Raw genomic sequence first — 26,075 nt, 5'->3', positions numbered from 1 at the left:
CAACGAGTACCTCGAACGGCAGCTCGCGGCGTGAACTAACCGCAAATAAGCTGTCCGGAATCGGCAGGGCACATCAGATTGACGATGACCGGGCGGATGGTGGCAACGACGGCTACCTGAAGTCGCAGAAGCGTCTGTACGCAGCACACTGCTTCAAGCGGATCCAGAACCGCGGTCTGGATCGGGAGATCCGCACCAAGATGTTGGGTGACCTGCAGAAGGCGGTGAAACTGAGAGATTCCGGCCGGTGGGATGTCGTCTGCTGGACGTTTCTCTCTAACTATCCGATCCCAGAGCCGATCGCCGCCGAGGTGATCCAGGCCGGCCGTAGTGCTGGGATCGACGTCAGCTGGCTGGGGCCGAGGTACTTTGCTGGTGTTCTGACCGCGACCGAGAGCGTGCGTGTCCAGTTCCCGAACATGGTCGCCAATGATGTGCTCCGTCGTCTCGATGACATCAAGATGATGCTGGAGACCGCGTCCAAGCCGCTCCTCGATGAGCCGGTGAACCGTGTGCCGCGCTCCTCCGAGGAACAGCGTGCGCTCATCGCTCAGGCCCCTCCGGCTTGGGAGTACATGCTGTATGCAGGCGTGCTCCTGCAAGGAAAACAGGCGCTCGAGCCTCGCTGGCAGGACTTCCAGGCTGGGTACAGCAGAAGAACAGGGAGACAGTACGGCAGGGAGGGAGCTATCGACTACTTTACGAACTTTACCGAAGGAGCCCTGCAGATCGTTGACGGCATGAACCTCTCGTTCCTACCCGAGGCGCAACTCCCCGCATTCGGCCCCCCGGGAGCACCTGGCGATCCCGAAAAGATTGAACGTCTCGCCCAGAGGGTCGTCACCACCTATGAAGACCTCATGGAATGGGCGAACGACATCCGCGGTTCGGTCTTCCCGCCCGCCTTCCGAGAAGCGGCTCGCTGGGGTGCTCAAGTGGCCATGCGTCCCATCGCAGACATCCGCTCCTTTATCGACCACGCCGTTGAATCGACGGACCGGATCCCCGCTGCACTCGCGAAGAGGGAAGCGCAGTCCCCACCCGTCGCCTTGAACCTGGTCCTGAAGCTGACAGTCGACGACGACGTCATGGCCAGGTTCTGGCGAGAGAAGAAGAACGCGATACGACGAACGCGCCACTAGATGGCTTTGGGTGAGTGTCTAACTGGGTGACAACCGAGGCGGACGAGGGTGAACGTTGCCGGACTTGGAGGAAGCTGCGAGGCTGGTTAAAGGGAACAGGGAGGCTGCTGGGGATCTTGGCGAAGATGCTTCGCATCGAAGTTGCGGAGGTCGGCTGATCGAGCTCGAAGCGGAAGCTCGCTGCTCTTGAGATGGGTGGGTCGTCAGGCGGTCATTGTCTGGATGATGGTGGCGATGGTTCCGATTGCCGTTATCACGATGCTCACGATGGCCAAGAAGAGCTGCTTGGATTCGATGCTTGCTGCTTCAAAGGGCGGCGCGGGCATTGCTGCTGCGGAGCCTGCACGGCGAGGGCGGCCAGCCGCTGGTGCCGTGATGGGGCGTTGCGGGCGTCCGAGACCGATCAAGCGCAAGAGCACGTTGCGTTTGTCCACGTCGTGGGATGGCTCACGGGTGCAGGCCATCAGGCGGCCATAGGCCCGGAACCGGCAGGGAGTGCCCCTACTGGTCTCCACTCCGCAGAGAGTCGGGACGGCGAACATCTGGTAGTAGCCCCACACCAGAATGGCCAGTCCCCACAGGGCCGGGTTTCCCTGCTGCCAGCCGACCAGGCACAGCAGTCCGATCGCGCTCCACCATCCGATAATTCGGTTTCGTTTCTTCTCCGTCAGGGTCTGCCGTTGCGCCATGTTCTCCGTCCCGGGATGGTAACCGCGGGCCAAGGTAGTCGAGGCCACTCGACATGGCTGCGTCATCTGCAACACTCGAATAGAAAGTTGCGCGAGGTAGTGGCATTTGTTTTCTGTGAGGCTGATGAGGCTTCCACGCCTGCCGTGCCACTGGTCAAACAGAGGGGCTGGTAGGGATTGCCACCGCTGGTCCAAGATGAAGACCAAAGTCTCAGCCAGGGTGGATACTGACGGTCTCCAAGATCATTTCTTCGGCGTTGATCGAGCGGATATCCGTCAGTCCTCAGGTGGAAGCAATCCGCAGGCATGCTCGAGATCGCCGGTGCTGATCAGGTCGCGGATGGCGTCGGCCATGGCGTTGAAGCCAGCGCCGTTGATGACGACCAGGTCGGTGCAGTAGAAGTAGCGGCCGTTGAGGCACTCGCCGGTCTCCTGCCAGCGGGACATGATCTTCGCTATTCCCTCAAGAGTCATGAAGGTTGCGTAGCGGCGGGTGCCGTCCGGGAGGTAGATCGTGGCGTCGGCCTCTTGAGCCGTCGCGGGGTCCATCCCCTCCCAGTGAGGGATCACCAGCTCGAATGCGGGATCAACGACGCGGAAGAGCCAGCCATCGGTATGGACCTCGATCATCGGCCTGATGCTAACGCCTTGCTAACAACGGTCCTGGACAACGGGGGGGGCGATGGATCGGATGGCGTTCGCACAGCAGGTCAGAGATAAGCCCTGGACTGCCGTGGACAGCCCTGATCTTGCTTGTAACCAGCAGGTCATCGGTTCGAATCCGATACGGGGCTCTCGGCTCGAAGGGCCTGTCCGATGTTCGGACAGGCCCTTCGCCATGCCGTACGGCTGACAAGTACAGCGGCCGCTGCCCCTCCGCGCCCTTGGTCCCTCGCTACGCTCGGGGCCCTGCTTTCTGGGGCTCTGCCCCAGACCCCGGGCGAGGGGCTCCGCCCCTCCCGCTCCCCGCCTTCCGGGACCGGTGTTCTTTCTCGTCCAAGGATCTCTGTTCTTCCCCGTTCGAGTAGGTGGGGCGTACCAGAGTGGGCGGCTTTGCGGTCGTGGGGCTTCTTGGTCTGCCTTCGCTGGTGGCGGCGTTCGCGCAGCCGGTGACCTTTCTCGCGTCCGGCCTGGTTGTCCTTCCCTGCCGGGACATGTGTCTCTTCTGGGAGGGAGGGGTCCTCTTCTAGCTTCGGCCCATGTATGGATTCACTGCGTCGATGAGCTTGGGGAACGGAATCCTCGTCCTGGTTCTTATGGGGATGCCTGGTTTGGGCTTTCTGGGTGGGTCCTTGCTCGTGGCGTGGGAGATTCTGCGTGCGAAGCGTCTGGACCGTGTCGCCGTGATCGCACCCGAACCGGGGTGGGTCGTCAGCCGGAGGGTGAGCCGGGGTACGAACGGGATGGTCATCGCCCACATCGGGTTCACCACGGTGGAAGGTGAAGAGGCCGTGGCCAGGCTCCTCACCAGAGGGTCGTTTCTCGACTCGGGCCGTGAGATACGCATCAGGTACGATCCCGCGGACCCCGGGCGTGCGGACTTCGCCCGTGACCATTCCTATGCGGCGGAGTACGTCGCCCTTCTCGTTTTCGTCGTTCTGGGGATCGGCGGGTTGATCCTTCCCCTGGCGGTTCTGATCTCCTCATGATCGTCCTGGGGCTCAGCGGTCGGTCTTGACCTTGTTGGTGAACAGGTAGAGGAGAGGACGTTCACTTCGCTTCGGTGGTGAGGGTTCGGGCTACGGAGTGGCGGGCGGCGAGGCGGGCGGGGACGGCGGTGAGGGCGGCTGTTGCGGGGAGGGCGGCCAGGGCGGCGGTGAGCAGGGTCCACAAAGGGGGCCAGGTGGTGTTCGCGCCGCTGAAGGGGAGGCACAGGAGGAGACCCAAAGGGATGCCGGCGAGGGCGCCGGGGAGGGTCGGCAGGAGTTGGGCGGTGGACAGGCCGGCGGTGATCTGGCCGGGGGTGGCGCCCAGGGTGCGGGCGATGGCCATGGTGGGGCGGGCTTCCTGGGCGGTGGTCCAGGTGAGGGTGATGGTGTTGACGGCGGCCAGGGCGATGAGCACGGCGGTGACGGCCAGGATCACGTGGTGTTCTTGGGCGACTCGCAGGTCGTTCGCCATGGGGGAGCCCGGGTAGCCCTTCGCGGGCTGGGCGTAGATGACCATGAGGCCTGTGACCATGGTCAGCGTGGTGGCGGTGGTGCAGGCGTGCAGGACGGCGCGGCCGGGGCGGCGGGCGATGAGGCGCAGGCCGAGGAGGAGGGGGGTCGGGAGCAGCGCGGACAGCCTGGTCAGGTGGGCCCGGTGCTGGGGGCGGTAGGCGCTGTCGGCGAGCGCGGTGACGGTTTCGGTGCGGACGGCGCGCAGGGTCGGGCCGAGGGTGGTGAGGCCGGCGACGGCCAGGGCGACGATGGTCGTGAGGGCGATGGTGTTGCCGGTCGGTCCGGTGGCGGCGGTGAGCAGGCCGGCGCTGGGGTTGACGACGGAGGGCTCGATCAGACGGGCGGCGACCAGGCCCAGCGCGTCGGCGAGAAGCGCCAGGGTCAGGTATTCGGCGAACAGCACGGTGGCGATGAGGCCGGGGGTGGCGCCGACCGCCTTGAGCAGTCCCACCCGGCGGGTCTGCTTGGCGGCGCGGCCTGCGGCCAGCGTGGCCACGCCGCCGATGGCCAGGAAGCCGAGGAGCCAGCTGCCGATGACCAGGATCGGCTGGCTTCCCTTGAGCATGCGCGAGTCCTGCTCGGCTATCTCCTGCCAGGTTCTGAAGCTCACCCGGGCGTCGGTGAACGCCGGGGCCATGGCGGGGCCGTGCTGCGTCAGTTCTCGGGCCGCGTCGGGGTCCCGCAGCCTCAGGTTGATGAAGGAGGTCACCGGGGTGTTGGACGACGCGAGCGCCCGGGTGTCCTGTTCGGCCAGCCAGACCAGGCCGCCGCCGTCGCTCGGGCCGCCGCCCGGACCGATTCCCAACGACCACGGATAGACCGAGCGGGCCGCGGTCACGGCGATACCGACGACGGGAAGCGAACGGCCGGCGACGGTGACGCGGTCGCCGACGCGGACGTCCAGGGCGGTGGCGAAGCCGCGTTCGACGACGGCGCCTCCGGCGCGCACCCAGGTGCCCGAGGTCACCAGCGGACGGTCGACGGGGCCGGGCGCCGTGCCGGCGGCCTGCACCACCGCGGCTCCCGTGGAGCCGTGCGCCGTGAGCTTCGTGTAGTACTGGCGGTGGGGGCCGCTGTGCGCGACGACCTCGGGCGCGTGCTCCAAGGACTCCAAGACCGTGATCATGTTCCGGTCGGCGCCGGGGGAGAACGCGACCACGTCCGGTCCGGCGGTGGCCGCGCGTGTCTGCCGGTACAGGGCGTCGGTCGCCCCGCCCAGCGACGCGCCCAGGCTCAGCGCGGCGGTGGCGGCGGTGATCGCGAAGAGGAGCATCGCGGCCTGGCCGGGATGCCGTCGCACGTCGGCCAGGACGAGGCGGAACACCAGCAGGATGCGGCCCACGGCGTTCAGCCCTCCAGTTCGATCTGGCCGTCGAGACGCCCGGTGCCGCGTCCCGCCAGCCGGGTGTCGTCGACGAACATGCCGTCGCGCATCGAGACCAGCCGGTCCGCGGTGGCCGCGACCCGCTCGTCATGCGTGACGATCACGACGGTCTGGCCCGCGGCGCGCAGTCCTACGAAGAGCCGGAGCACATCGCGTGTCGCCGCGGTGTCCAGGTTCCCGGTCGGCTCGTCGGCCAGCAGGACCAGCGGCTCGTTGGCCAGGGCGCGGGCGATGGCCACCCGCTGCCGCTGGCCTCCCGACAGCTGCCAGGGCAGATGCCGGGCGCGGGCGGCGAGTCCCACCCGTGCGAGCAGGTCGGCCGCGCGGCGTCTGGCGGCGCGCGGTGAGCGGCCGGCCAGCAGCGCGGGCAGCTCCACGTTCTCCGCCGCGGACAGCTCCTCGACCAGGTGGAAGGACTGGAAGACGAAGCCCACCGACCGGCGCCGCAACCGGGCCAGCGCCCGCTCGCTCAGGCCGTCGATCCGCTGCCCGGCCAGCCACACCTCCCCGCGGGTGGGCCGCTCCAGGCCGCCCATCAGGTGCAGCAGGGTGGACTTCCCGCAGCCGCTGGGCCCCGTCACCGCCAGCGTCTGACCCGCCGGTACGTCCAGGTGGACCTCGTCGACCGCCCGGACCCGGCCCTGCCCCTGGCCGTGCTCCTTGCGCAGTCCGCGGACCCGCAGCACGGCGTCGAACTCGTTCATGACCCCTCGGATCCCTTCCCGGGCTTCGACCAGACGCGTTCGCAGGCCTCCAGCCAGCGCAGGTCCGCCTGCAGCCGCAACGCGACGCCTTCCAGCAGCAGGCCGGCGGTCGAGTCGTCCGGCTCGGCCAGCACCGCGCGCTGGACGTCGCTCAGGCGCCGCAGCAGCTCCCGGCGCTGCGCGTCCACCAGCTCCACCGGATCGGCGAGCCGGGCCGCGGCGGCGGCGGCGAGTTTGAGGTGGAACTCCGCCAGGTTCGGCTTCGGCCAGTTCACCTCCGCCAGCCAGGCCGCCACCCGCTGCTGCCCGGCCGGCGTCAGCGCGTACACCTTGCGGTCCGGCCGGTCCGGCAGTCCCTCGGCGTGCTCGCAGACGACCAGTCCCGCCTTCTCCAGCCGGCCCAGCGTCACATAGACCTGGCCCGCGTTCATCGCTTCTCCCAGCGGCCCGAGAGCCCGCCGCAAACGCGCGCGCAAGTGGTATCCGTGCGACGGCTCCTTAGCGAGCATCGCCAGCACCGCGTCCTGCATGCAGCTCCCTAACGGTTAGCTAATGGATAGCGGTTAGCTGGTGGAGGTGTCAAAGCCGGTCGGGTTGCGGAACCGGGCGTTCCTCGCAATCTGTGGGAGATCGGCCGCCTCGCCGCAGGCCATGGAACCGAAGCCGCACGCTGATCCCACGTACTCCATCACCAACACTCCGCCGGTCTCCACAGACGACAGGACGCTGTACATCCGGGCCCCGAGGAGTCCCGCGCGTTGACCGGTTCGTTCCTCTACGCCACCGTTCGAGCCCGCTTGAGGATCGCCGCCTAGAGTTGTGGTCGGATGAAGTGCCCGGTAGCCGGGTGACCGAGGATCGGTGACGTTGAACAACTCCGGCATGGTTCGCGCGTCTGTCGGCTACGCGGCGCCGTGCCCTTTCTGTGGAAATGACGCCGAGTTCTGGGGAACGCAGGTCCTGGTCGACAGGCGGCTCCGGTGGGATATCGAGCAGCGCTGTCCGCACTGCGGGCAAGAGGTGGCGATATGCGGGGGCTCGGGCCACGATGTCCCGGCCGAGTTGCGGGACAGACTGCTTTCGGCGTCAGGGCCTGTGAGGCTTGTGCTCCCGGCGGGCGCCGGAGCCGCCGTCACGATGAAGGTCCTTCGTTCCGTCTATGGGGGAGATCTCCAGACCACGCGTCGGCTGTTCCAGCAGGTGAGGGAAGGTGATTTCTCCGGGACTCTGCCGGAGGTGATCCTCCTCGTCCGTTCCCTCGATGAGGCGGGGATCGCCGCAGAAGCCGTTCGTTCCGGGGCGCTCCCCGGACGATCCGGCAGAAAGCGGAAGGACCCGCTGGGGGCGGGTCCTGGAGGGGGTGGGGCGGGGGCTCGGGTCAGGTGCGGGTCTGGCGGAAGCAGCCGATGACTTCGGTGGCGCTGATGACGAGGACGACCAGGATGGTGGCGGTGTAGAACTCGTCGGGGACGGTCCAGCCCTTGCCGTCGTTGACGGTGGCGAGGAAGTCGGGGTTGAAGAGCGACTGCTGGTGGAGGACCCAGATGAGGGAGGCGGCGAAGAGGGCCTCGGCGGCGGCGTAGGCGGTGGCGAGGGGGACGGTCCAGCGGCGCACGGCGACGCGGACCAGTTCGCAGAGGACGGTGCCGGCGAGGCCGGCGAGGATCGGCCAGATCCAGCCCGACCACAGGGCCGGGTCGAGGATCGGCATGTGGTCGCCGTCCGCGCGGTAGGGCTCGGCGACGTGCTGCCAGATGATCAGCGCGAGCAGCAGCGTGCTGAACGCGGCGGAGGCCAGGGTGCTGGCGCTCGCCGCCTTCTCCGTCTGCGGGGCGTCGGGCAGGTCGTCGGGGGTCCAGCCCTCGGTGCCGCGGAACAGGCGGTCGAGGGAGCGGGAGCGCTCCACCACGGCGAAGACCACGGTGAGCCAGGCGATCATCTGGGCGCCGACGGCGAGCAGCGCGCCGATGCCGTCGCCGATCGCCGAGCCGACGTCGCCGCCGTCGAGGACGTCGACCGCCATGGACGCGGCGACGACCACCGGCAGCACGCCGGCCAGCAGGACCTTCAGCGTCCGGGCGTACGCCGGGTAGAGGTCGGGGCCGATCAGGGCGAGCGGCCGGTCGGCGTAGCGGGCGGCGAGACGGATCGGGTCGCCCATCTCGGTGAGCACCTCGTGCTCGGTCGCACCGCGCGCCTCGGTGGTGTCGGCGATCACGGCGCGCAGCTCCTCGGCGACGTCGTCGCGCTGGTCGGCGGGGATCCGCCGGACGACCTCGTGTACATAGCGCTCGGTCAAGGTGTTCGCGTTCATGCCTTCTCTTCTGTCAGTCGTGAGATCGAGGCGACGAGGTCGTGCCATTCGTCCACCAGGCCCGCCCGCACCCGGGAGCCTTCGGGGCTGACCCGGTAGAACTTCCGCGGCCGGGACTCGTCGGTGTTCCACTCGCTGGTGAGCAGCTCCTGCTTCTCCAACCGGCGCAGCAGCGGGTAGAGGGTGTTGCCGTCGACGGAGACACCCGCATCGTTGAGCGTCTCCAGCAGCGCGTAGCCGTACTGCGGCTCCTCGAGCAGCGCCAGGCAGGCCAGCACGACGGTGCCGCGGCGCAGCTCCTGGGCCTGGGCCCGGATCAGTTCCTCTGGGGACATGTCAGACACCATAGTGTGCGCCGCACACTAATGTCCACTGCCCAATGACTCGAGTGCTCTTCCCTGGTGGCGCGGGTGTCTTACGGGCGGTCCGCGCCCGTGTGGCCGGGCGCCGGTTCCTCCGGGCGGCGGGAAGGGAGGCCGCGGGTGAACATGAGGCCGAGGACGGCGATGCCTCCGGCGCCGAGGATGGCGGTTTTGAGGCCGGTGAGCTGGGCTGAGGAGTACTGCTCCACGAGGGCGTCGGCTTCGCCCGGCGGGATTCCGGCCTCGGCGAGGGCGACGCGTACCTCGTTGGAGGGCACGAAGGAGACGCCGGATTGCAGGGAGACTCCCGCCTGCTCCTTGACGGCGGCCGACACCCGGGGGTCGTCGGTGATCCGTTGGGTGAGCGCGGCGGCCAGGGCGCTGATGACCAGGGCGCCCATGAACGCCGTGCCGAGCGCCGAGCCCAGGTTCTGAGAGGTGTACTGGAGGCTGCCGGCCTCGCTGCGGTCCCTTTCTCCGACGCTGGACTGCACGACGTTGCCCAGTTGGGAGGCGAGCAGGCCCATGCCCAGGCCGAGCACCGCCATCGCCATGAGGAAGGAGAGGTCGTCGATCCGGGGGTCGATGGTGGTGAGCAGCCACAGGATCGCGACGAGCAGGACCGCGAATCCGGACCGGACGACGGTTCGGGGCGCGGCGATGCGGGACAGCAAGGGACCGCTCAACGATGCCAGCAGCATGGTGACCGACACGGGGAGCAGACGCAGACCCGTCTGGAACGCGTCCAGGCCCTGGACGACCTGGAGGTAGAGCGGGATGGCGAAGAACAGGCCGAGGAGGATGGTGTTCTGGCCGAGCAGCACCGCGAGCCCCGAGCGCAGAGGCGTGACGTCGAAGAGCGCGAAGTGGATGAGCGGATCGCGGCCGTGCTCCTCGCGGTGCCGTTCCCAGGCTCGGAAACCCCACAGCAGAAGGACCCCCGCCCCGATCACGAACACCGTGAGCGAGAACCCGAAGACCGTGACCGGTGAGTTGCGCGGCCGGAGGAGACCCCAGGAACTGCTCTGCAGGATGCCCAGGACGACCAGTGCCAGCCCGGCCGCCGACAGGGCCGCGCCGACGGCGTCGAAGGACGCGCGCCGGCCGGAGGGCGGATCCCGCTCGATCCAGCGCAGCACCGCCAGCATGGCGACGACGAGGACGACCTCGCCGACGAAGACCAGCCGCCAGGTCAGGTAGGAGGTCAGCCATCCGCCGAGCAGCGGGCCGACCGCGATGCCCGCCCCGGCCAGTCCGCCGATGACGCCGTAGGCGACGACGCGGTCCCGCCCCCGGTAGGCGCCGGCCACCAGGGCGGCGAGGGCGGGCAGGACCATCGCCGCGCCGAGGCCCTCGACGACCGACCAGCCGAGGGCCAGCATCCACAGGGTGGGCGCGGCCGCGGTCAGCGCGGATCCCACGCCGTACACGACCAGGCCGGCGCCGAACAGGCGGCGCCGGCCGAACATGTCGCCGAGCCTGCCTCCGGTGATCATGAAAGCGGCCATGACCAGGGAGTACAGGGTGATGACCGCCTGGATCGCGGTGACCTCGGTGTCGAAGTCCTCGACCAGCCGGCTGATCGACACGTTCATCACCGAGGTGTCCAGCACCATCAGGAACTGGGCGGTCCCCAGCACGACCAGCGGCTTCCACCGGCCCATCTCGCCTCCCCCGACCGGCCTTCCCCGAGGGGCTCCCGGAGGGGGAGCCGCCGACGGGGCCGCCGTGGCAGTTCCCGCTCAGGCCGCGAGCACCTGCTCCTTGGCCCGCTGGTACTCCTCCTCCGTGATCTCGTGGCGGTTCTTGAGGTCCACGAGCGTGGCCAGCGCGTCGGCGTGGTTCGAAGGCGGACTCTCCGCCCTCTCCGCCGCGAGGTGGCGCGTATAGGTCTGGAGGGCGACGCGCCGCTCCCGCTCCATCTCGCGGTCGGCCATGCCGCCCCCGCGGGCGAGGAGGTAGACGAGGACGCCCAGGAAGGGCAGCACGATCACCAGGAGCGTCCAGCCCGCCTTGCCCCAGCCGCCGAGGTCGTGGCTGCGGAAGATGTCGGCGAAGACCCGGAAGAGGATGATCAGCCAGATGATCCACGCGAAGAAGACGAACATCGTCCAGAAGATGCTGAGAAACGGATAATCGTCCATAAGATAAATTCATATCTCATGCAGGGATTATTGCGGAACTTTTTGGTGGTCATCTTTCTTTCGTTATTGCGTAGATTCCGATCTTTCTTGGACGGTCCGGGGTGCGGTCGCCTTGCGCGGTCCCTGCCTCGGCTTGGCCTGGTGTTGGAGGGGTCGTGGAGATGCTGGGAGCTTTGGTCGTGAATTGACCATTTAGCTTATTTATGTGGGGGCTTGCGGGGGAATAGTGGTCTTGGTGGTGGGGAAAGGCCTCTGCGCTGGTGTCGACGAGGAGGAGGACGAGATGTTCGACCGCAAGTCCGGTACCACTCCGGTGGTCACCGAGACCTACCAGATGCAGCAGAAGATGCTCTCGTTCGGCGATGACTTCTGGATCGAGAACGGCGTGGGGCAGCGCGTCTTCCGCATCAACGGCAAGGCCCTGCGGCTGCGCAGGACGTTCAGGCTGGAAGACGCCGGCGGCCGTGAACTGCTCGACATCCACAGCAAGATCCTCCGGCTGCGGCAGACCTTCGTCATCGAGCGCGACGGGGAGACCGTCGCGACCCTGAGCAAGGCGCTGATCAAATTCCGCGACCGGTTCACCGTGGACGTCGCCGGAGGAGAGGAACTGCACGTCCGCGGAAACATCGTCGACCACGACTACGCGATCAGCCGGAACGGCGTCGACATCGCCAGGGTCTCCAAACGATGGATCCGCGCCCGCGACACCTACGGCATCTCGATCTCCTCCGGAGAGGACGTCCCCCTGCTCCTGGCCATCGCCGTGTGCATCGACGCGACCAGCCACGCCGACCGCTGATCGCGGCGGGCCTCCTGTCCTGGTCCATGTCCTGAGGAATCGCCCCGAACGAAGGACATCGGTCTCAAGCTTCCGGGACGGCGCCACCTCGACCATGAGAGCACCGCCGGGACCGTCCCGCGTGGTGAAGGAGAACCTCATGAGCGCTCGCACGAAGATCAGAGCCGTCGTCCTGGCCGCGGCCCTCGCCGCCCCTGCCGCGGTGGTCGGGACGGCCGCCCCCGCTCACGCGGAACCGACCGGTTGCACGATCACCACCAGGAACATCGGCACGACCCTTCCCAAGCTGCTCACAACGGCGCAGTGCACCGGTGGTTCGGGCTACTACCGCGCCGTCGCCAGGTGCACCTCCATGGTCGCGCCCTTCGCCACCCGCACGCTGGAGGGGGCGTGGGCCACCGCAGGCCCGACACCTTCCTCCTCGTACACCACCTGCATCGGCTACCTGCGGTCCGCCGTCATCGAAACCGCATGACTTGAGGACACCGCCGTCTGCGGCGGCGTTCAGGCGGCGTTCAGGCGGCACCCGGCACGGGACGGCCGCCCGGGGCGCGGTTCCGGTATCGCGGTGGCGGTCTCGCCGTCTTCGCGGTACCGAGGCGCCTTTGCCGGTGGCTCGGGCGTACCGGCTCGGGTCCGTGATCGGCCGGGGCGAACGCCCCGGGGAAGGCCGATGGCGGGTCAGTCCTTGAAGTAGACCCACTGGTGGGTGGTGGCGAGGAGGGTGCCGGTGCGGGACCAGAGGTGGGCGGTCTGGTCGAAGTAGCCGCGGGTGAAGCGGTGGGCGCGGGCGGAGCCGAGGACGTAGCCGTCGGGGTGGGACTGGAGCTCGGCCGCGTCGGCGTGGAAGTAGATGGTGAGGGAGACGGTGCCGGCGGCCATGTAGCGGGCCTGGCGGAGGAAGACGCGGGGGTAGAAGGCGTCGCAGAGGGACGTCAGGCCGAGGTGGTCGAGGGGGCGGGGGCGGGCTTCGCGCATCCACAGGGTGGAGGTGGAGTCGGGGGTCTTGTCGTCGTCGTCCTGGGGGATGGGGCCCTCGACGAAGCGCATCTCGTAGTTGTGGGCCCAGCGGATGAACTCGGGGAAGTCCGAGGCGGGGACGTCTTCGGGGGCGGGGACCTGCGGCATGGCGGTCTCGGTGTCGGACCAGGTCTCGCGGCGGGTGCCGAAGACGGCGGTGGCGGTGGTGGCGACGGTGCCGTCCTGGACCAGTTCGAGGATCCAGTGCTGGTTGGTGCGGTTGGTGCGTGCGGGCCGGGCGGTGATCTCGAACTCGCCGTCGGCGACGGGGCCCGCGTAGTTGACCGTGAGGGAGAGCGGGTCGCCGAGGCGGTCGGGGTGCTGGAGGACGGCCTGGAGGAGGGCGGCGGCGGTGACTCCGCCGAAGGGGCCGACCATGTTCGCGTAGTCCGGGTGGGTGCGGCCGAGCAGGCGGCCGTCGGCGGCGGGGGTGAGGGCGACGGCCGCGTCGAACGGGTGCGGGAGGGCTTCGGACACGCTGGGGTCTCCTCGGGAAGGTCGGCGCCGGATTCCGGTGCGGGCAGAGAATATGTATGTCACTCTACATAAGAAAGTGGGAGCGGAAAGGGGCGGGATGGGCAGGAAGCCGGATCCGAACGGGCCGCGCAAGGCGATGATCCGCAGCGCGATCGCGCTGATCCGCCGGCGCGGTGTCGCCGCCACCTCGTTCGCGGACGTGCTGGCCGACAGCGGCGCGCCGCGCGGCTCGGTCTACCACCACTTCCCCGGCGGCAAGTCCCAGCTCGTCGAGGAGGCCACCCGCAGCGCCGCCGAGTACCTGGACGCCGGGGTGGCCGGGGTGCTCGCGGCCTCGGACACGCCGGGCGCCCTGCGCGCGCTGGCCGACCTGTGGCGGCGCGGCCTGGAGGAGGGCGACCACACGGTCGGCTGCCCGATCGTCGCGGCGGCCCTGGGCACCGAACGCGCCGCCCGCGACGTGGCGGGCGCGGCGTTCGAGAACTGGCGCGGCATGATCGCCGACAGGCTCGTCGCGGACGGGGCCGAACGGGGGAGGGCGCGCTCCGTCGCGATGCTCGTCGTCGGCGGCCTCGAAGGCGCGCTCATCGTCGCCCAGGCCCGGCGCTCCTCGGCCCCGCTCGACGAGGCGGTCGAGGAGCTGAGCGCCCTGTGCCGCTCGGTGACCGCGCGGCCGGGGGACGGGCGCTGACCGCGTCCGGAACGCGGGAGGCCCGCCGTCAGGGGTCGACGGCGTGCAGCCTCCGCCGCAGATGGGCGCGTTCGGGGTCGGTCCCGGCCAGGGCGAGCGCCCGGCGGTAGGCGTCCGCGGCCTCGGCGCGGCGGTCCAGCCGGGCGAGGAGGTCGGCGCGGGCCGCATGGTACGGGTGGTGGGCGTGGAGCTCGGCGCCCAGGGCGTCCAGGAGGAGCAGGGCGGGTCCGGGCCCGTCGCGCATGGCCAGGGCGGCGGCGCGGTTCAGGGCGACCAGCGGGGACGGGGCGAGGGCGGAGAGGACGTCGTAGAGGGCGACGATCTGGGGCCAGTCGGTGGTGGCGAAGGTGGGGGCCTCGGCGTGCAGGGCGGCGATCGCGGCCTGGACGGCGTAGGGGCCGGCCGGGCCGCCCGCGAGGGCCGGGGGCAGGAGGGGGAGCGCCTCCTCGATGAGGGCGCGGTCCCAGAGGGTGCGGTCCTGGTCCTCCAGCAGGACGAGGCCGCCGTCCGGGGCGGTGCGGGCGGCGCGGCGGGCGTGGGTCAGGAGCATCAGGGCCAGGAGGCCGGTCGTCTCGCGTTCGGCGGGGAGGAGGCGGCGCAGCACGCGGGTGAGGCGGATGGCCTCCTCGGCCAGGTCGGGACGCTGGAGGTCGGGGCCGGAGCTGGCGGCGTAGCCCTCGGTGAACAGGGAGTAGAGGGTCTGGAGGACGCCCGGGAGGCGGGCGGGCAGCTCGTGGGGCTCGGGGACGCGGAAGGGGATCCGGGCTTCGCGGATCTTCTTCTTCGCGCGCACGACGCGCTGCGCCATCGTCGCCTGGGGGACGAGGTGGGCGCGGGCCGCCTCAGGGGTCGTCAGGCCCGCCAGGCAGCGCAGCATCAGGGCGCCGCGCGCCTCCGCGGGCAGGGCCGGGTGGGCGCAGGTGAAGAACAGCCGCAGGCGCTCGTCGGGGATGTCGGCGCCCTCGTCCACGGCGGGCGGGGCGGCGCGGTCGGTCTCGGCCTGCAGGACGGCCAGCCGCGCCGCGTACGCCTGGTCGCGGCGCAGCCGGTCGACGGCCTTGCGGCGGGCCGTCGTCAGCAGCCAGGCGCCGGGCCGGTCGGGGACGCCCCGCACGGGCCAGTGCACCAGCGCCGCTTCGAGCGCCTCGGAGGCCGCCTCCTCGGCGAGGTCGAGGTCGCCGAAGCGGCGGACGAGGACGGCGAGGAGGCGGCCGTGCTCCTCGCGGAAGACCGCGGCGACGGCTCCGGCCGCCTCCCCGCCCATGGCCTCAGGCCCCGAAGTCGGCGACCGGGCGGACCACGACGCTGCCGCCGCCGCGCGAGCCGGGGCAGCGGGCCGCCCAGTCCAGCGCGGCGTCCAGGTCGGGGACGTCGATGACGTAGAAGCCGCCGAGCACCTCGCGCGTCTCGGCGAACGGCCCGTCGACGACGGTCCGCTCACCGTCGGCGCCGACCCGCACGGTGGTGGCCGACACGAGGTCCGCCAGCGACTCCCCCGACACGTAGATCCCGGCGTCCTGTACAGACTTGTCGTATTCCATCCAGTCCTGGACGTCGCAGCCCTCGGCGCCGCCCTCCGCGTCGACCGCACCCGCCTGGATCAGCAGCATGTACTTCACGGTTCGCACTCCCATCGTTCCGTGCGGCACGGCGCCGCACACCATGACGACGCACGGGGTGCGTCCGGATCGACAACGCCCTCCGACTTTTTTCCGGCGCCGCCCCGGGACGGCCCAGGATACGTCCGGCGCGCTCGGGAGAACCTCCCCCTTTCCCGGCCTCCCGGACGTCGGGGCCGCCGGGAGGAGAATTCCGCTCGGGAAGGAAGGGCTCCACTTCCGACATGGCGGAGTCCACAGGAAGGGCGGCTCACCGACGGACTTATCCACAGCTGTGGATGGAGTTGTGGATAGTCGGACACGGGAGAGAAGGGCGAGGGATCTGGGAGACGCGTGGCTTTCGGTGGCTCTGGAGAACTGCGGGAAAAGGCATCGTTATTGGGTTGAGCTGGGACGATGCGGGCGTGGCATGGGATGCTCGCCGCATCGGGGGTCGGGAGGGGGAGAAGGTGCGTGTCCTGGTGGGGCACGTGCTCGCACCGGGAGGTCATGACAATGTCACCGCATCGGACGTCCGGGTCGGAGACACGCCCGCGCAGGCCGGTGTTCCGGCACGGGCTGACGATTCTGGGGATGGTGGTGCTCTGGGCGCCCGCGGCGTGGGCGTACGGCCTGCTTTCGGACTTTCTGCGAGAGCGCGATTATTTCTCAGGGAACTACCTGCTGTCAGACACTTTGACACTGCTTCCCTGGGCCTTCCCGGCGCTCCTTCTGCTGCCCGTCGTGAGGGCGGTGGGTTACCGGAAGCGGGATGTTCTGTTCTGTTTCCTTCCGATGGTGAACTGGGTCTTCACGGTGCGGATCTGCTGGCGGGTGGCGGGGCTGCCGTATGTGGACTGGCCTCCGCGGTGGGACGGGAACGTCAAGGGAGCGTCGGGGCGGCGGCGTGTCGGGTCCGGGTTCGATAGATCGTCGGCATGAGTAGGGCATAAGCGGGGGGCGGGAGGCGGCGGGGTCCGCGTTAGATGTGGGCGGCTTCGAGAGGGCGTCTGAAAGGACCGGAGACGTGGAGTGGATGCCGCCGATGGGGGATTACCGGAGTGTGCCGTTGCGGCCGCGGTGGGACGGGCCCGGATGGGGGACCGTGATGCTCGCCGGGGTGGTGGTGGCGGGGATGGGCTGGGCGGTGCTCGCCGAGCGGGGCGAGGAGGAGAAGGGCGCGCCGGCGGTGGTCGGAGCGGCGCCGGCGGGGAACGGGACGGCGGTCGCCGGACTCGGCGGGGCCGAGGAGGGACGGGAGTCCGAGCCGCTCGGAGGGCCGGAACCGGCCGGAGGCCCGGAGACGTCGGGTGAGCCGGAGGAGCAGCGGGTGCCGGTCGCCTGGGTGCGGAAGACGGGTGAGGGGGCGAGGACGGCCGCCGAGGAGGCGCCCCGGCGGGGCGGGGCGGCGCCGGGACGGGCGGCGGAGCCCGCCAAGCGCGTCGGACGGCGGCATGGGGCGGAGCCGGCGCGAAGGGCGCGTCCCGCCCGGCGTTCGAAGGCGCGGGCCGCTCGGTGGGTGCGGGCGGGCGAACATCGGCGGGGTTTCCGGGCGGGGCCGTCGGCAGGGCCGCGGAACGTCCGGCCGCGCCCCGTGGAGAACGCGTTGTCGGAGTTCGTCGGGTGGGAGTGCGAACGGCAGGCGGCCGGGTCGGGGCTGTTCTGCGCGGCGGTGCTGGAGCAGATCTTCGCGGCCGGTCAGGCCCACGGCGGGCGGTAGGACTCGTCGTGCGGGTCGGCTTCCGGGATCGCGGGAGTGGGGACGGACGGCCGGGACTCCTCGGAGGGGGAGGCGGACACCGCGGCCGCCGAAGGCCCCGCCGGGGCGGGCACCGAGACGGACGCCGAAGCGGAGGGCGAAGGGTCGTCGAGGCCCATGAGGGCGCCCACCTGCTCGTCGTCGGAGCCGTCCTGGCGGGCCTTGCGGCGCGAACGCCAGGCCAGGCCGAGGCCGGCGGTGACCAGGATGGTCCCGCTGGCGAGGACGATGATGACGAAGCCGGAGAAGCCCTCATCGTGCTCGGCGGCGTCGTCGTCGGCGGTCCCGGCCTTGGTGACGGAGGCGTTCGGTGCGGTCCGCGCGGGCAAGGGCGGGGGGTCGGCGGTCGGGTCGGTGGCCGCCTGCTCGGCGGGCGACAGGATCACCGAGTCCGCCTTGACGGCGATGCGGTGGGCGGCGGTGAGCGCCTTCCAGGCGTTCACCACGCCCGCGCCGACCAGGTCGTCGCGGCCGGAGGCGGGCTTGTGGGTGGTGCCGCGCTCCAGCGCCTCCTTCACCTGGGCGGGCGTCAGGCCGGGGTAGCGGGAGCGGATGAGCGCGGCGACGCCGGTGACGATGGCGGCGGAGGCGCTGGTGCCGTCGTCGGTGGCGTAGGAGTTGTCCGGCTGGGTGGTGACGATGCCGACGCCGGGCGCCGCCACGGAGATCCACGCGTTGTGGTTGCTGGACTTCCAGTGCTTGAACGACTTGTCGACCGCGCCCACGGCGATGACGTTGTCGTAGGCGGCGGGGAAGTTGCGGCGGTTCTCCTCGGCCCCGTCGTTGCCCATGGACGCGATGACGACGACGCCCTTGGAGGCGGCGTAGTCGATGGCCTCCTGCTCGGTCCGGCTGCCGGTGTAGTCGGCCTTGCCGCCGCCGAGGGACATGTTGATGACCTTGGCGCCGTTGTCGACGGCGTGGCGGATGCCCTTGGCCATCGCGTCCTTGTTGAGGTCCAGGAACTTCTTCTTCTCGCGGGCCGGGTCCTTGTTCTCCCAGGTCACCTTGAGGGAGAGGATCTTCGCGCCGGGCGCGACGCCCATGACGCCGTCGCCGCGGTTCGCCCCGTGGCCGCGCCCGGCGATGATGCCGGCCATCGCGGTGCCGTGCAGCGCCCAGTACTTGCTGCTCGTCGGGGTGCTGCGCCCGGTGTAGTCGGGCCCGGTGACGACCCTGCCCTTGAGGTCGGGGTGGGTGGGGTCGACCCCGGTGTCCAGGACCGCGACGGTCACGCCGGCGCCCCGCGAGAACTTCCACGCCTTGGCGATGCGGAGGTTCTGGTGGATCCACTGCATGTCGCGGATCTGGTCGGCGTGGGCGGCCGCGGGCACCAGGACCCCGGGGGTGCCGACGAGCAGTGCGAGGATGGGCAGTGCCGCGCGCGCCCGCATGCGGTCCTCCTCATTCATCGTCGATGGGACATTGTGCCATGCGCCGCGGGCGCTCCCCGCGTCCGTCCGCTCACCCAGAGTCCCGTGCCCGGGAGAAGATCTCGCGGAGGTCGCCGGCGTCCATGGGCTCGGCGCAGACGCCTTCGGTGAACGCGGTGAGCAGCCTGGCGAACTCCCGGCGGTCGGCTTCGGGCCAGTCCCGCATCACCCGGGCGACGTAGGCGTTGCGGTGCCTGTCGGCCGACTCCAGCACCCGCTGCCCCGCCTCGGTGAGCTGGAGGTCGGCCCGCCGCGCGTCGGAGGCGGACGCGCGGCGCGAGACGAAGCCCGCGTCGATGGCGTGCCCGACGAGCCGCGACGCGGTGGAAGGGTCGATCTCCAGCCGTTCGGCGACGGCCCCGACGGTCACCTCGCCGCCCCTCTCGCCGAGCCGTCCGACGGCGGAGACGACCATGAGGTTGGACAGCTGGAGGGGCCGCCCGCCGGGCGTCTGCGTCCCGACCTTGCGCACGAGGTCGGGGCGGGCCCAGGCGCGGCGCAGCCGCAGCAGGGAGCTTCCGATCCGGGAGAGCACGGCATCGTCGGCGGAGGTCTCCATCATGCCTTCCCGCGGGTCGGGGACCGCGCCGGACGGGCGGCGCGACCGATCTTCACCTGCACGCTACATGCGTCTCCCGGGCGCGCGCACCGGGCCCTGGAGCGCGCGCCGATGGCGCTCCGGGGTTTCCGGTCGCCGTTTTCGGCCCGTGGCGTGTTCCGTCGTCCCTCCATTCATGATCTCTTTTCACCGTCATATTTCTCTGAAAACCATGATCGGTGGTGAAAAAGCGGTGACCATGTCGACACGCTCCGCAGATCCGCAGGTCAGCGGCGTGCGGCAGGGAGGGATGTGACCGAAGTGACAGCCGGGAAACGGGCGGGGAGAGAGGAGGCGGGGAAGGGAGGAAAACGGCGTGGCCAACGGGTGGATAACCGTGTAGATGGACGACCGGAATGGCGGTCAGGTGTCGGATGGGCCCGCTAGAGTGATGCGCCAAACCCGGACGACGGGATCACAACCCCATGGAAAGGGACCCCCGATGAGCGCGGCCGATGCTCCAGAAGAGGACCCTGTGCCCACCTCCGCCACCGAAGGGGAGGACCCGCGGGCCTTCCCCGCCGACCTCCTGTCCGACCGGGACCGCGACATCCTCGCCTTCGAACGGCAGTGGTGGAAGCACGCGGGCGCCAAGGAACAGGCGATCCGCGAGACCTTCGAGATGTCCTCGACCCGCTACTACCAGCTGCTCAACATCGTCATCGACCGGCCGGAGGCGCTCGTCCACGACCCCATGCTGGTCAAGCGCCTGCGCAAGGTGCGGGCGCAGCGCCAGCGCCAGCGCGCCGCCCGCCGCTTCGGCTTCAACCCCTGACCTCTGAAGAGGGAGCCGCCACGCGTGTTCTTCCGGGGGAGGACCCCCGGCCCCCGGGTCCCCGCTTCGCTGCGGTCGCCCGGCGTTCCTGAAAGACTGGGAGCGTGACCGTACTCGCGCCGCTCCTCAAAGAACCCCGCGAGGCGCTCGTCGCCCTGGACTTCGACGGCACCCTCGCGCCCATCGTTCCCGATCCCACGCAGGCCAGAGCGCTGCCCGAGGTGGCGCCCGTGCTGCGGAGGCTGGCCCCCGCCCTGCGCTCCATCGTCATCATCACCGGGCGCCCGGCGGCGCTGGCCGTCGAGTACGGCGGCCTCGCCGACGTGCACAACCTGACGGTGCTCGGCCAGTACGGCCTGGAGCGCTGGACGGAGGGCGAGCTGGTGAGCCCGCCCGAGCACCCGGGCGTGGCCGAGGCCCGCCGCAAGCTCCCCCTCCTGCTGGAGCGCGCCCCCGAGGGCGTGCACCTGGAGGACAAGGGGCACGCCCTGGCGGTGCACACCCGCCGGGCGGCCGAGCCGGAGGTGGCGCTGGAGCGGCTGCGCTCGATCGTCGCCGCGCTGGCCGAGCGCACCGGCCTGGTCGTCGAGCCGGGGCGGCTGGTGCTGGAGCTGCGCCCGCCGGGCATGGACAAGGGCAGGGCGCTCACCGCGTTCGCCGCCGAGGTGGGGGCGGGCTCGGTCCTGGTGGCCGGGGACGACCTGGGCGACCTGGCGGCCTTCGACGCCGCCGACGCCCTGGACGTGCCTGCGGTGAAGGTCTGCAGCGGATCGGACGAGGTCACCGCGCTGGCCGAGCGCGCCGACATCGTCGTCGACGGGCCGCGCGGGGTGGTGGCGCTGCTGGGCGAGCTCGCCGACGCCGTGACCTGAACTATTTTCATGAACTAGCCACCGGGGGGTCGGGGGTTCTATGGTTTCGGCCACGCTGGGAGAACCTTGACCTATAGATGACCTGGGGGTGCCATGCCCGAGGCGGAGCCGCTGCGGCCGGGCGATCCAGTGCGGCTCGGTTCCTACCGGCTGCTCGGCAGACTCGGTGAGGGCGGCCAGGGTGTGGTCTACCTGGCGCTGGGCGGGCCGGGCCGGCAGGTGGCGCTCAAGCTGCTGCACACCCGGCTGACCGGCAACCCCCAGGCGCGCCACGCCTTCGCGCGCGAGCTGGCCGCCGCGCAGAAGGTCGACCCGTTCTGCACCGCCCGGGTGCTCGCCGCCGACGTGGAGGGCGACGTCCCCTACATCGTCAGCGAGTACATCCACGGCCTGTCCCTCAAGCAGATGGTGGAGAAGTGGGGGCCGCGCAAGGACACCCAGCTCCACCGGCTGGCGATCGGGACGGCCACCGCGCTGGCGGCCATCCACAAGGTCGGGGTGGTGCACCGCGACTTCAAGCCCTCCAACGTGCTGCTGGGCCCCGACGGGCCGCGCGTCATCGACTTCGGCGTGGCCCGCGCCCTGGACCTGATGACCGCCCCGTCCAGCGGCGGGCCGATCGGCACCCCCGCCTACATGGCGCCCGAGCAGTTCTCCAACACCCCCGCCGGAACCTCCGCGGACGTGTTCTCGTGGGCCTCCACCCTCGTCTACGCCTCCTGCGGCGAGCCCCCGTTCGGCGACGACTCCATCTCGACGGTCATCAACCGCATCCTGCACGTCGATCCCGACCTCGGCGGGCTCTCCGGCGGGCTGCGCGAACTGGCCGCGGCCTGCCTGGTCAAGAACCCCGCCGACCGCCCGACCGCCGAGCAGCTCATGCTCGAACTCATCGGTTCGGGCGGCCAGGACCGGGAGCCGCCCACCGCGCCGCCCCCGGTGGCGCTCACCTCCGCGGCGCCCGCGTCCGCCCCGCAGCCGCCCGCCACCCGGTCCGCCTCGCTTTCGACGGTCTCCCGTTCGGAGATCCGGGCGGTGGAGCGGGCCCAGCGGCGCGGCGGCAGGGCCAAGGCGGGACTGCTCCTGCTGGCCGGCGCGCTCTCGGGGGCGCTGGCGTTCGGCGCGGTCATGGCCTGGCCGTCCGGCGGCGAGCAGAACCCGCGGTCGGGGCAGCCCGCGGCGGGCGTCGCGCCCGCCCAGGCGATGCCGGAGACCGGCCCGGCGATGGAGCTGAGCTCCACCGACGGCTACACCTACACGATCGCCGCGGTGCAGGGCGGGACCGAGGAGATCGGCGGCGAGAAGTACGCCTACATCGACTACACGCTCGCCAACGTCCAGGAGCAGCCGGTCCCGCTGGAGAAGCCCGGCGACCTCTTCCTGGCCCGGGACAAGGCGCCCGAGGGCGTGGCGTGCGCCGACCAGCCCGGCGCGCCCGCCGACCGCTGCACGGTCGAGAACACCACCACCGTCCGGGCGGTCCTGGGCGGTTCCCAGCCGATCCTGCTCGTGGACGGCGAGGAGCACATGGCCGCCGGGTCCACCTATCTCCTGCGGGTGCGCACCCGCGACCCCGTCAAGGAGGAGCTGACCGCCAAGGACCTCGGGCTGTACGTGTGGGAAGTGCGCTTCATCTCCGACCGCATGGCGCGGCATGTTGCCTTCCCCGGCTGACCCTGGCCGCACCCGGCCAGACGTTCCGGCTTACGGCGACCCCCGCCGGGCGAGTATTCCGGGCATGGAAGACCTCCTGCCCGCCGATCCCGGGGAGATCGGCCCCTACCGGCTGCTGGCGCGGCTGGGACGGGGCCCGCAGGGCGCGGTCTACCTCGGCGAGCGCGAGGGCGGCCTGGCGGCGGTGAAGCTGCTGCACGCCCGGTTCGGCGGCAGCCCGTGGCTGCGGACGCGGTTCGCCCAGGAGCTGGCCGCGGCCCAGCGCGTGGCGGACCCCGGCGTGGCACGGGTGCTGGGCGCCGGGCTGGAGCGCGGCGCGCCCTGGGTGGCCTCGGAGTACGTGCGCGGCCTGCCGCTGCGCGACGTGGTCGAGGGCGCCGGACCGCGGACGGGGCCGCCGCTGGACCGGCTGGCCATCGGGACGGCCGGGGCGCTGTGGGCGATGCACCGCGCCGGGGTGATCCACCGCGACCTGCGGCCCGGCAACGTGCTGCTGGACTCCGGCGGCCCCCGGGTCACCGACTTCGGCTACGGCCCGGCGCTGGACGCGGGCGGCGTGCGCGGCGCGCAGGGCGGCCCGGCGTTCCGCGCGCCCGAGCAGGTGTCCGGGGCGGAGATCGGCTCGGCCGTGGACGTGTGGGGCTGGGCCTGCCTGGTGGCGTACGCGGCCACCGGGCGGCCGCCGTTCGGCGACGGCGCCGCCGCCGAGGTGGTCGAGCGCGTCATGCACGGCGAACCCGACCTCGCCGGGCTCGACGGGAGGCTGCGCCACCTGGTGGAGGACTGCCTGGCCAAGGACCCGCGGGAGCGCCCCTCGGCCCAGCGGCTGCTGCTGGAGCTGAACGGCACGACCGCGCCTTCCGCGCGCTCCTGGCCGTCCCTGCCGGTGATGCGGGTGCCGCCGCGGCGGCTGCAGCCGAAGGTCGAGCCGATCCAGCCGCACCTGGGCCTGAACGGCATGCCGGCGGTGCCGCTGCGTCCGCTGCTGGTCGCCGCCTCCGCGCTGGTCCTGATGGTGTTCGGCGGCGCGGTGGTCACCTGGAACGACGGCCGGAAGGCGGTCGTCACCCGGCAGGCCGCGGCGGCCTCCGCGGCGCCGGCGGCGTCGGTGGAGCTCAACGGCCCGTACCGCATCAAGGCGCTGCGCGGCGGAACGACCGGGACACGCGCCTTCATCGAGTACGAGCTGGCCAACACCGCCCGCAAGCCGGTGACGCTGGAGACGCCGGGCGAGCTGCTCATCCGCTCCGAGGCGCTGCCGGAACCGGTCAGGGCGCGGTGCCAGCCGGTGCGGGGCATGTGCGCGCTGCGCACCGGCACCGTGGTGGTCGACAGGCGGAAGGGCACGCCCGTCCCCCAGGTGGGGGAGAACGGCGCCCTGACCATGCCCCCGAAGGCCAGGTACGTGCTGCGGGTCTCCACCGCCGAGTCCGTCGGCGCCGAGCTGGTCCAGCGCGATCTCGGCCTGTACGTGCTGGACCCGAGGTTCAGCGAGAAGGCGCTGACCCTGCCCTTCAAGCGGGTCTCCCGCCCGGCGGAGTGACCCCGGAGGAGTGAGGAACCGCGCCGGGCGGGGCATGGGTCCGGGCATGGAGAAGACGACCTGCGCCATCGCGGGCGGCGGCCCGGCGGGGCTGATGCTGGGGCTGCTGCTGGCACGGGCGGGGGTGGAGGTCGTCGTGCTGGAGAAGCACGGCGACTTCCTTCGGGACTTCCGCGGCGACACCGTCCACCCGTCGACGCTGGAGATCCTGGACGAGCTGGGCCTCGGCCGCCGGTTCGCCGAGCTGCCCCAGCACAAGGCGGAGCGGATGACGGCCGTCACCGACGACGAGGAGCTGCTCGTCGCCGATTTGACGCGGCTGCGGGGACGCCACCGCGCCATCGCCTTCGTCCCGCAGTGGGACTTCCTGGACCTGCTGGCCGACGAGGCGCGCCGGTACCCGAACTTCACGCTGCGGATGAACTGCGAGGTCCTCGAATTCACCGGCTCCGGTCTGAGGTACAAGGACAAAGGCCAGGTGACCGCAGCGAAGCGAGGATCGCCTGACCTTTCTTCGGGGGGCCCGGGGGGTCGCCCCCCGGACGAGGAAGGCGCGGAACACGTCTTGGAGGCGGTGCTGTCGGTCGCCGCGGACGGCCGCAGGTCGGTGCTGCGGCGGGGGCTTCCGCTGCGGGAGTTCGGCGCGCCGATGGACGTCGGCTGGTTCCGGATGCCGCGCGAGCCGTCCGACCGCGTCGACCCGTTCCTGCGGGTGGGCGGCGGCGGGCGGCTCATGGTCGCCATCGACCGCGAGACCTACTGGCAGATGGGCTACGTGGTGCCCAAGGACAGCCCGGCGGGCGACCGGGCCGCGGTCGGGGCCGCCGTCGCGGAGCTGGTGCCGTGGCTGGCGGACCGCGTCGGCGAGATGGGGGAGATCAGCACCCTGCGGGTCCAGGTCAACCGGCTGCGCCGCTGGTACCGGCCGGGCCTGCTGTGCGTGGGCGACGCCGCGCACGCGATGTCGCCGGTGCTGGGCGTCGGCATCAACCTGGCGGTCCAGGACGCCGTGGCCGCCGCGAACCTCCTGTGGGAGCCGCTGGTGAAGGGCCGCGTGTCCACCGCGGACCTGGCGGCCGTCCAGCGCCGCAGGATGCCCGCCACCGTCGCCATCCAGAGCCTCCAGCTGCTGGTCCAGCGGCGGCTCATCGCCCCCGCGCTGGCCGGGCGCTTCTCCACCGCCCCGCTCAAGGCGCTGTCCCGGCTGGGCCCGCTCACCCGCCCGATGGTCACCCTGCTGGCCCACGGCGTCCGCCCCGAGCACGTGCGCGTGCCCGAACGCCCCTAGCCCAGCCCGGCGTCCCTGGCCAGGGCGACGGCCTCGGCGCGGCTGCGGGCGCGCAGCTTGGCGAGGATGTCGCTGACCCGGTTGCGCACGGTCTTCTCCGACAGGAAGAGGCGCCGGGCGATCGAGGCGTTGTCCAGCCCCCGGGCCAGGTGGTCGAGGACCTCCCGTTCGCGGTCGGTGAGCTGGGGGAAGGGCACCGGCACGGGCGCGGCGCCGGACGGGACGCGGGCGAAGAAGGCGAGCACCCGGGTGGCGATGCGCGGCCCGAAGACGGCCTCGCCGCGCGCCACGCCGAGCAGGGCGCGCCGCACGTCCTCGCCGTCGTCCTCCTTCAGCAGGTAGCCGCGGGCGCCGGCGCGCAGCGCGGCGAACACCGAGTCGTCGTCCTCGTCCATGGTCAGGACGACGACCGCCACGTCGGGGAACCGGGCGGTGATCTGCTTGGTGGCCTCCAGGCCGCTCATGCCGGGCATGCGCAGGTCCATCAGCACCACGTCGGGCAGCAGCCGCCCGACCGCCTCCAGCGCGCCCGGCCCGTCCCCCGCCTCGCCGACGACCTCCAGGCCGTCCAGATCGGCCAGCACCGTGGTCATGCCGGTGCGGAAGACGGGATGGTCGTCGACGACGAGCACTCTTACCGACAT

At 71.2% G+C, this 26,075-nt stretch carries 27 protein-coding genes and 1 tRNA gene; 13 read left to right on the top strand and 15 right to left on the bottom strand.

From position 1 onward, the window contains the following. Positions 1-1,142, top strand: a 1,142-nt coding sequence (locus ABD140_RS35295) for a hypothetical protein (protein ID WP_344246488.1), incomplete at its 5' end; no start/stop codon positions are given. A 203-nt stretch (positions 1,143-1,345) separates the two neighbouring features. Here the strand turns inward: ABD140_RS35295 and ABD140_RS35290 are convergent. Both ABD140_RS35290 and ABD140_RS35285 read right to left on the bottom strand, forming a co-directional pair. Further along, a complete protein-coding gene (locus ABD140_RS35290; RefSeq protein ID WP_344246486.1) occupies positions 1,346-1,831 on the bottom strand; it encodes a hypothetical protein in 486 nt (161 codons plus the stop codon). Positions 1,832-2,107: 276 nt separating this feature from the next. Then, positions 2,108-2,461 carry a hypothetical protein gene (locus ABD140_RS35285; RefSeq protein ID WP_344246484.1) on the bottom strand — a complete coding sequence of 118 codons (354 nt, stop codon included), beginning with the start codon at positions 2,459-2,461 and terminating at the stop codon, positions 2,108-2,110. A gap of 89 nt (positions 2,462-2,550) precedes the next feature. On the opposite strand from ABD140_RS35285, the gene ABD140_RS35280 reads away from it, so the two are divergent. After that, a tRNA-Thr gene (locus ABD140_RS35280) sits at positions 2,551-2,626 on the top strand. A gap of 425 nt (positions 2,627-3,051) precedes the next feature. Further along, positions 3,052-3,480, top strand: a complete 429-nt coding sequence (locus tag ABD140_RS35275) for a hypothetical protein (RefSeq protein ID WP_344246482.1) — start codon at positions 3,052-3,054, stop codon at positions 3,478-3,480. Between the two features lie 61 nt (positions 3,481-3,541). On the opposite strand, the gene ABD140_RS35270 is transcribed toward ABD140_RS35275, so the two are convergent. From ABD140_RS35270 to ABD140_RS35240, 7 genes are all read right to left on the bottom strand, one after another. Continuing rightward, entirely contained in the window at positions 3,542-5,335 is a 1,794-nt protein-coding gene (locus ABD140_RS35270; protein ID WP_344246480.1) for an ABC transporter permease, read from the bottom strand. A gap of 5 nt (positions 5,336-5,340) precedes the next feature. Further along, on the bottom strand, positions 5,341-6,081 hold the full coding sequence (locus ABD140_RS35265; protein ID WP_344246478.1) for an ABC transporter ATP-binding protein: 741 nt from the start codon (positions 6,079-6,081) through the stop codon (positions 5,341-5,343). After that, positions 6,078-6,590, bottom strand: coding sequence for a PadR family transcriptional regulator (locus ABD140_RS35260; RefSeq protein WP_344246494.1), 513 nt, complete (start codon positions 6,588-6,590; stop codon positions 6,078-6,080). The genes ABD140_RS35265 and ABD140_RS35260 overlap by 4 nt, the downstream gene beginning before the upstream one ends. A gap of 869 nt (positions 6,591-7,459) precedes the next feature. Next, entirely contained in the window at positions 7,460-8,395 is a 936-nt protein-coding gene (locus tag ABD140_RS35255; protein ID WP_344246476.1) for an HAAS signaling domain-containing protein, read from the bottom strand. Then, positions 8,392-8,730, bottom strand: a complete 339-nt coding sequence (locus ABD140_RS35250) for a PadR family transcriptional regulator (RefSeq protein ID WP_344246474.1) — start codon at positions 8,728-8,730, stop codon at positions 8,392-8,394. The genes ABD140_RS35255 and ABD140_RS35250 overlap by 4 nt, the downstream gene beginning before the upstream one ends. Before the next feature lie 80 nt (positions 8,731-8,810). Then, a complete protein-coding gene (locus ABD140_RS35245) occupies positions 8,811-10,421 on the bottom strand; it encodes an MFS transporter (protein WP_344246472.1) in 1,611 nt (536 codons plus the stop codon). Between the two features lie 78 nt (positions 10,422-10,499). Then, positions 10,500-10,901, bottom strand: a complete 402-nt coding sequence (locus ABD140_RS35240) for an SHOCT domain-containing protein (RefSeq protein ID WP_344246470.1) — start codon at positions 10,899-10,901, stop codon at positions 10,500-10,502. Positions 10,902-11,136: 235 nt separating this feature from the next. On the opposite strand from ABD140_RS35240, the gene ABD140_RS35235 reads away from it, so the two are divergent. Both ABD140_RS35235 and ABD140_RS35230 read left to right on the top strand, forming a co-directional pair. Next, the gene (locus tag ABD140_RS35235; RefSeq protein WP_344246467.1) at positions 11,137-11,703 is read left to right on the top strand and encodes an LURP-one-related/scramblase family protein; all 567 of its coding nucleotides are present in this window, start codon (positions 11,137-11,139) and stop codon (positions 11,701-11,703) included. Between the two features lie 139 nt (positions 11,704-11,842). Beyond that, positions 11,843-12,178, top strand: coding sequence for a hypothetical protein (locus ABD140_RS35230; RefSeq protein WP_344246465.1), 336 nt, complete (start codon positions 11,843-11,845; stop codon positions 12,176-12,178). 206 nt (positions 12,179-12,384) lie between these two features. Here ABD140_RS35230 and ABD140_RS35225 read toward each other — a convergent pair whose 3' ends face one another. Further along, positions 12,385-13,200, bottom strand: coding sequence for an acyl-CoA thioesterase (locus ABD140_RS35225; RefSeq protein WP_344246463.1), 816 nt, complete (start codon positions 13,198-13,200; stop codon positions 12,385-12,387). A gap of 97 nt (positions 13,201-13,297) precedes the next feature. On the opposite strand from ABD140_RS35225, the gene ABD140_RS35220 reads away from it, so the two are divergent. Continuing rightward, entirely contained in the window at positions 13,298-13,891 is a 594-nt protein-coding gene (locus ABD140_RS35220) for a TetR/AcrR family transcriptional regulator (RefSeq protein WP_344246461.1), read from the top strand. A gap of 28 nt (positions 13,892-13,919) precedes the next feature. On the opposite strand, the gene ABD140_RS35215 is transcribed toward ABD140_RS35220, so the two are convergent. Then, positions 13,920-15,155 (bottom strand): RNA polymerase sigma factor, encoded by a 1,236-nt coding sequence (locus tag ABD140_RS35215; RefSeq protein ID WP_344246459.1) that lies wholly within the window; start codon positions 15,153-15,155, stop codon positions 13,920-13,922. A 4-nt stretch (positions 15,156-15,159) separates the two neighbouring features. Next, positions 15,160-15,501, bottom strand: coding sequence for a YciI family protein (locus ABD140_RS35210; protein WP_344246492.1), 342 nt, complete (start codon positions 15,499-15,501; stop codon positions 15,160-15,162). 582 nt (positions 15,502-16,083) lie between these two features. Between ABD140_RS35210 and ABD140_RS35205 the strand changes: the two genes are divergently transcribed. Both ABD140_RS35205 and ABD140_RS35200 read left to right on the top strand, forming a co-directional pair. Beyond that, entirely contained in the window at positions 16,084-16,431 is a 348-nt protein-coding gene (locus ABD140_RS35205) for a hypothetical protein (protein WP_344246456.1), read from the top strand. Between the two features lie 121 nt (positions 16,432-16,552). Further along, positions 16,553-17,209, top strand: a complete 657-nt coding sequence (locus ABD140_RS35200) for a hypothetical protein (protein WP_344246454.1) — start codon at positions 16,553-16,555, stop codon at positions 17,207-17,209. Here ABD140_RS35200 and mycP read toward each other — a convergent pair. Both mycP and ABD140_RS35190 read right to left on the bottom strand, forming a co-directional pair. Then, positions 17,188-18,642, bottom strand: coding sequence for a type VII secretion-associated serine protease mycosin (gene mycP / locus ABD140_RS35195; protein WP_344246452.1), 1,455 nt, complete (start codon positions 18,640-18,642; stop codon positions 17,188-17,190). The genes ABD140_RS35200 and mycP overlap by 22 nt on opposite strands. A gap of 70 nt (positions 18,643-18,712) precedes the next feature. Next, the gene (locus ABD140_RS35190; RefSeq protein ID WP_344246450.1) at positions 18,713-19,243 is read right to left on the bottom strand and encodes a MarR family winged helix-turn-helix transcriptional regulator; all 531 of its coding nucleotides are present in this window, start codon (positions 19,241-19,243) and stop codon (positions 18,713-18,715) included. Between the two features lie 478 nt (positions 19,244-19,721). Between ABD140_RS35190 and ABD140_RS35185 the strand changes: the two genes are divergently transcribed. The 5 genes from ABD140_RS35185 (at position 19,722) to ABD140_RS35165 (ending at position 25,431) form a co-directional block, all read left to right on the top strand. Further along, the gene (locus ABD140_RS35185) at positions 19,722-20,054 is read left to right on the top strand and encodes a DUF3263 domain-containing protein (protein WP_344246448.1); all 333 of its coding nucleotides are present in this window, start codon (positions 19,722-19,724) and stop codon (positions 20,052-20,054) included. A 104-nt stretch (positions 20,055-20,158) separates the two neighbouring features. Further along, positions 20,159-20,926 carry a trehalose-phosphatase gene (gene otsB, locus ABD140_RS35180; protein ID WP_344246446.1) on the top strand — a complete coding sequence of 256 codons (768 nt, stop codon included), beginning with the start codon at positions 20,159-20,161 and terminating at the stop codon, positions 20,924-20,926. A 93-nt stretch (positions 20,927-21,019) separates the two neighbouring features. Beyond that, positions 21,020-22,600 carry a serine/threonine protein kinase gene (locus ABD140_RS35175; protein WP_344246444.1) on the top strand — a complete coding sequence of 527 codons (1,581 nt, stop codon included), beginning with the start codon at positions 21,020-21,022 and terminating at the stop codon, positions 22,598-22,600. 64 nt (positions 22,601-22,664) lie between these two features. Next, a complete protein-coding gene (locus ABD140_RS35170) occupies positions 22,665-24,143 on the top strand; it encodes a serine/threonine protein kinase (RefSeq protein ID WP_344246442.1) in 1,479 nt (492 codons plus the stop codon). 46 nt (positions 24,144-24,189) lie between these two features. Continuing rightward, complete coding sequence (locus tag ABD140_RS35165) at positions 24,190-25,431, top strand: FAD-dependent oxidoreductase (RefSeq protein ID WP_344246440.1); 1,242 nt, start codon at positions 24,190-24,192, stop codon at positions 25,429-25,431. On the opposite strand, the gene ABD140_RS35160 is transcribed toward ABD140_RS35165, so the two are convergent. Further along, a complete protein-coding gene (locus tag ABD140_RS35160) occupies positions 25,428-26,075 on the bottom strand; it encodes a response regulator (RefSeq protein ID WP_344246438.1) in 648 nt (215 codons plus the stop codon). The two genes, ABD140_RS35165 and ABD140_RS35160, sit on opposite strands and share 4 nt — an antisense overlap.

Origin of the sequence: Actinocorallia libanotica (assembly GCF_039525175.1) — a bacterium.
Lineage (GTDB): Bacteria > Actinomycetota > Actinomycetes > Streptosporangiales > Streptosporangiaceae > Actinocorallia > Actinocorallia libanotica.
This window is presented reverse-complemented; position numbering and strand designations above follow the sequence as displayed.

Bases quoted from the DNA above. Each gene is read 5' to 3' on its own strand.
- ABD140_RS35265 (WP_344246478.1), bottom strand. From the start codon at position 6,081: ATGAACGAGTTCGACGCCGTGCTGCGGGTCCGCGGACTGCGCAAGGAG.
- ABD140_RS35240 (WP_344246470.1), bottom strand. From the start codon at position 10,901: ATGGACGATTATCCGTTTCTCAGCATCTTCTGGACGATGTTCGTCTTC.
- ABD140_RS35250 (WP_344246474.1), bottom strand. From the start codon at position 8,730: ATGTCCCCAGAGGAACTGATCCGGGCCCAGGCCCAGGAGCTGCGCCGC.
- ABD140_RS35230 (WP_344246465.1), top strand. From the start codon at position 11,843: ATGAGCGCTCGCACGAAGATCAGAGCCGTCGTCCTGGCCGCGGCCCTC.
- ABD140_RS35165 (WP_344246440.1), top strand. From the start codon at position 24,190: ATGGAGAAGACGACCTGCGCCATCGCGGGCGGCGGCCCGGCGGGGCTG.
- ABD140_RS35255 (WP_344246476.1), bottom strand. From the start codon at position 8,395: ATGAACGCGAACACCTTGACCGAGCGCTATGTACACGAGGTCGTCCGG.
- ABD140_RS35285 (WP_344246484.1), bottom strand. From the start codon at position 2,461: ATGATCGAGGTCCATACCGATGGCTGGCTCTTCCGCGTCGTTGATCCC.
- mycP (WP_344246452.1), bottom strand. From the start codon at position 18,642: ATGCGGGCGCGCGCGGCACTGCCCATCCTCGCACTGCTCGTCGGCACC.
- ABD140_RS35175 (WP_344246444.1), top strand. From the start codon at position 21,020: ATGCCCGAGGCGGAGCCGCTGCGGCCGGGCGATCCAGTGCGGCTCGGT.
- ABD140_RS35260 (WP_344246494.1), bottom strand. From the start codon at position 6,590: ATGCTCGCTAAGGAGCCGTCGCACGGATACCACTTGCGCGCGCGTTTG.
- ABD140_RS35205 (WP_344246456.1), top strand. From the start codon at position 16,084: ATGGTGGTGCTCTGGGCGCCCGCGGCGTGGGCGTACGGCCTGCTTTCG.
- ABD140_RS35210 (WP_344246492.1), bottom strand. From the start codon at position 15,501: ATGCTGCTGATCCAGGCGGGTGCGGTCGACGCGGAGGGCGGCGCCGAG.
- ABD140_RS35220 (WP_344246461.1), top strand. From the start codon at position 13,298: ATGGGCAGGAAGCCGGATCCGAACGGGCCGCGCAAGGCGATGATCCGC.
- ABD140_RS35290 (WP_344246486.1), bottom strand. From the start codon at position 1,831: ATGGCGCAACGGCAGACCCTGACGGAGAAGAAACGAAACCGAATTATC.
- ABD140_RS35215 (WP_344246459.1), bottom strand. From the start codon at position 15,155: ATGGGCGGGGAGGCGGCCGGAGCCGTCGCCGCGGTCTTCCGCGAGGAG.
- ABD140_RS35275 (WP_344246482.1), top strand. From the start codon at position 3,052: ATGAGCTTGGGGAACGGAATCCTCGTCCTGGTTCTTATGGGGATGCCT.
- ABD140_RS35160 (WP_344246438.1), bottom strand. From the start codon at position 26,075: ATGTCGGTAAGAGTGCTCGTCGTCGACGACCATCCCGTCTTCCGCACC.
- ABD140_RS35185 (WP_344246448.1), top strand. From the start codon at position 19,722: ATGAGCGCGGCCGATGCTCCAGAAGAGGACCCTGTGCCCACCTCCGCC.
- ABD140_RS35170 (WP_344246442.1), top strand. From the start codon at position 22,665: ATGGAAGACCTCCTGCCCGCCGATCCCGGGGAGATCGGCCCCTACCGG.
- ABD140_RS35190 (WP_344246450.1), bottom strand. From the start codon at position 19,243: ATGATGGAGACCTCCGCCGACGATGCCGTGCTCTCCCGGATCGGAAGC.
- ABD140_RS35245 (WP_344246472.1), bottom strand. From the start codon at position 10,421: ATGGGCCGGTGGAAGCCGCTGGTCGTGCTGGGGACCGCCCAGTTCCTG.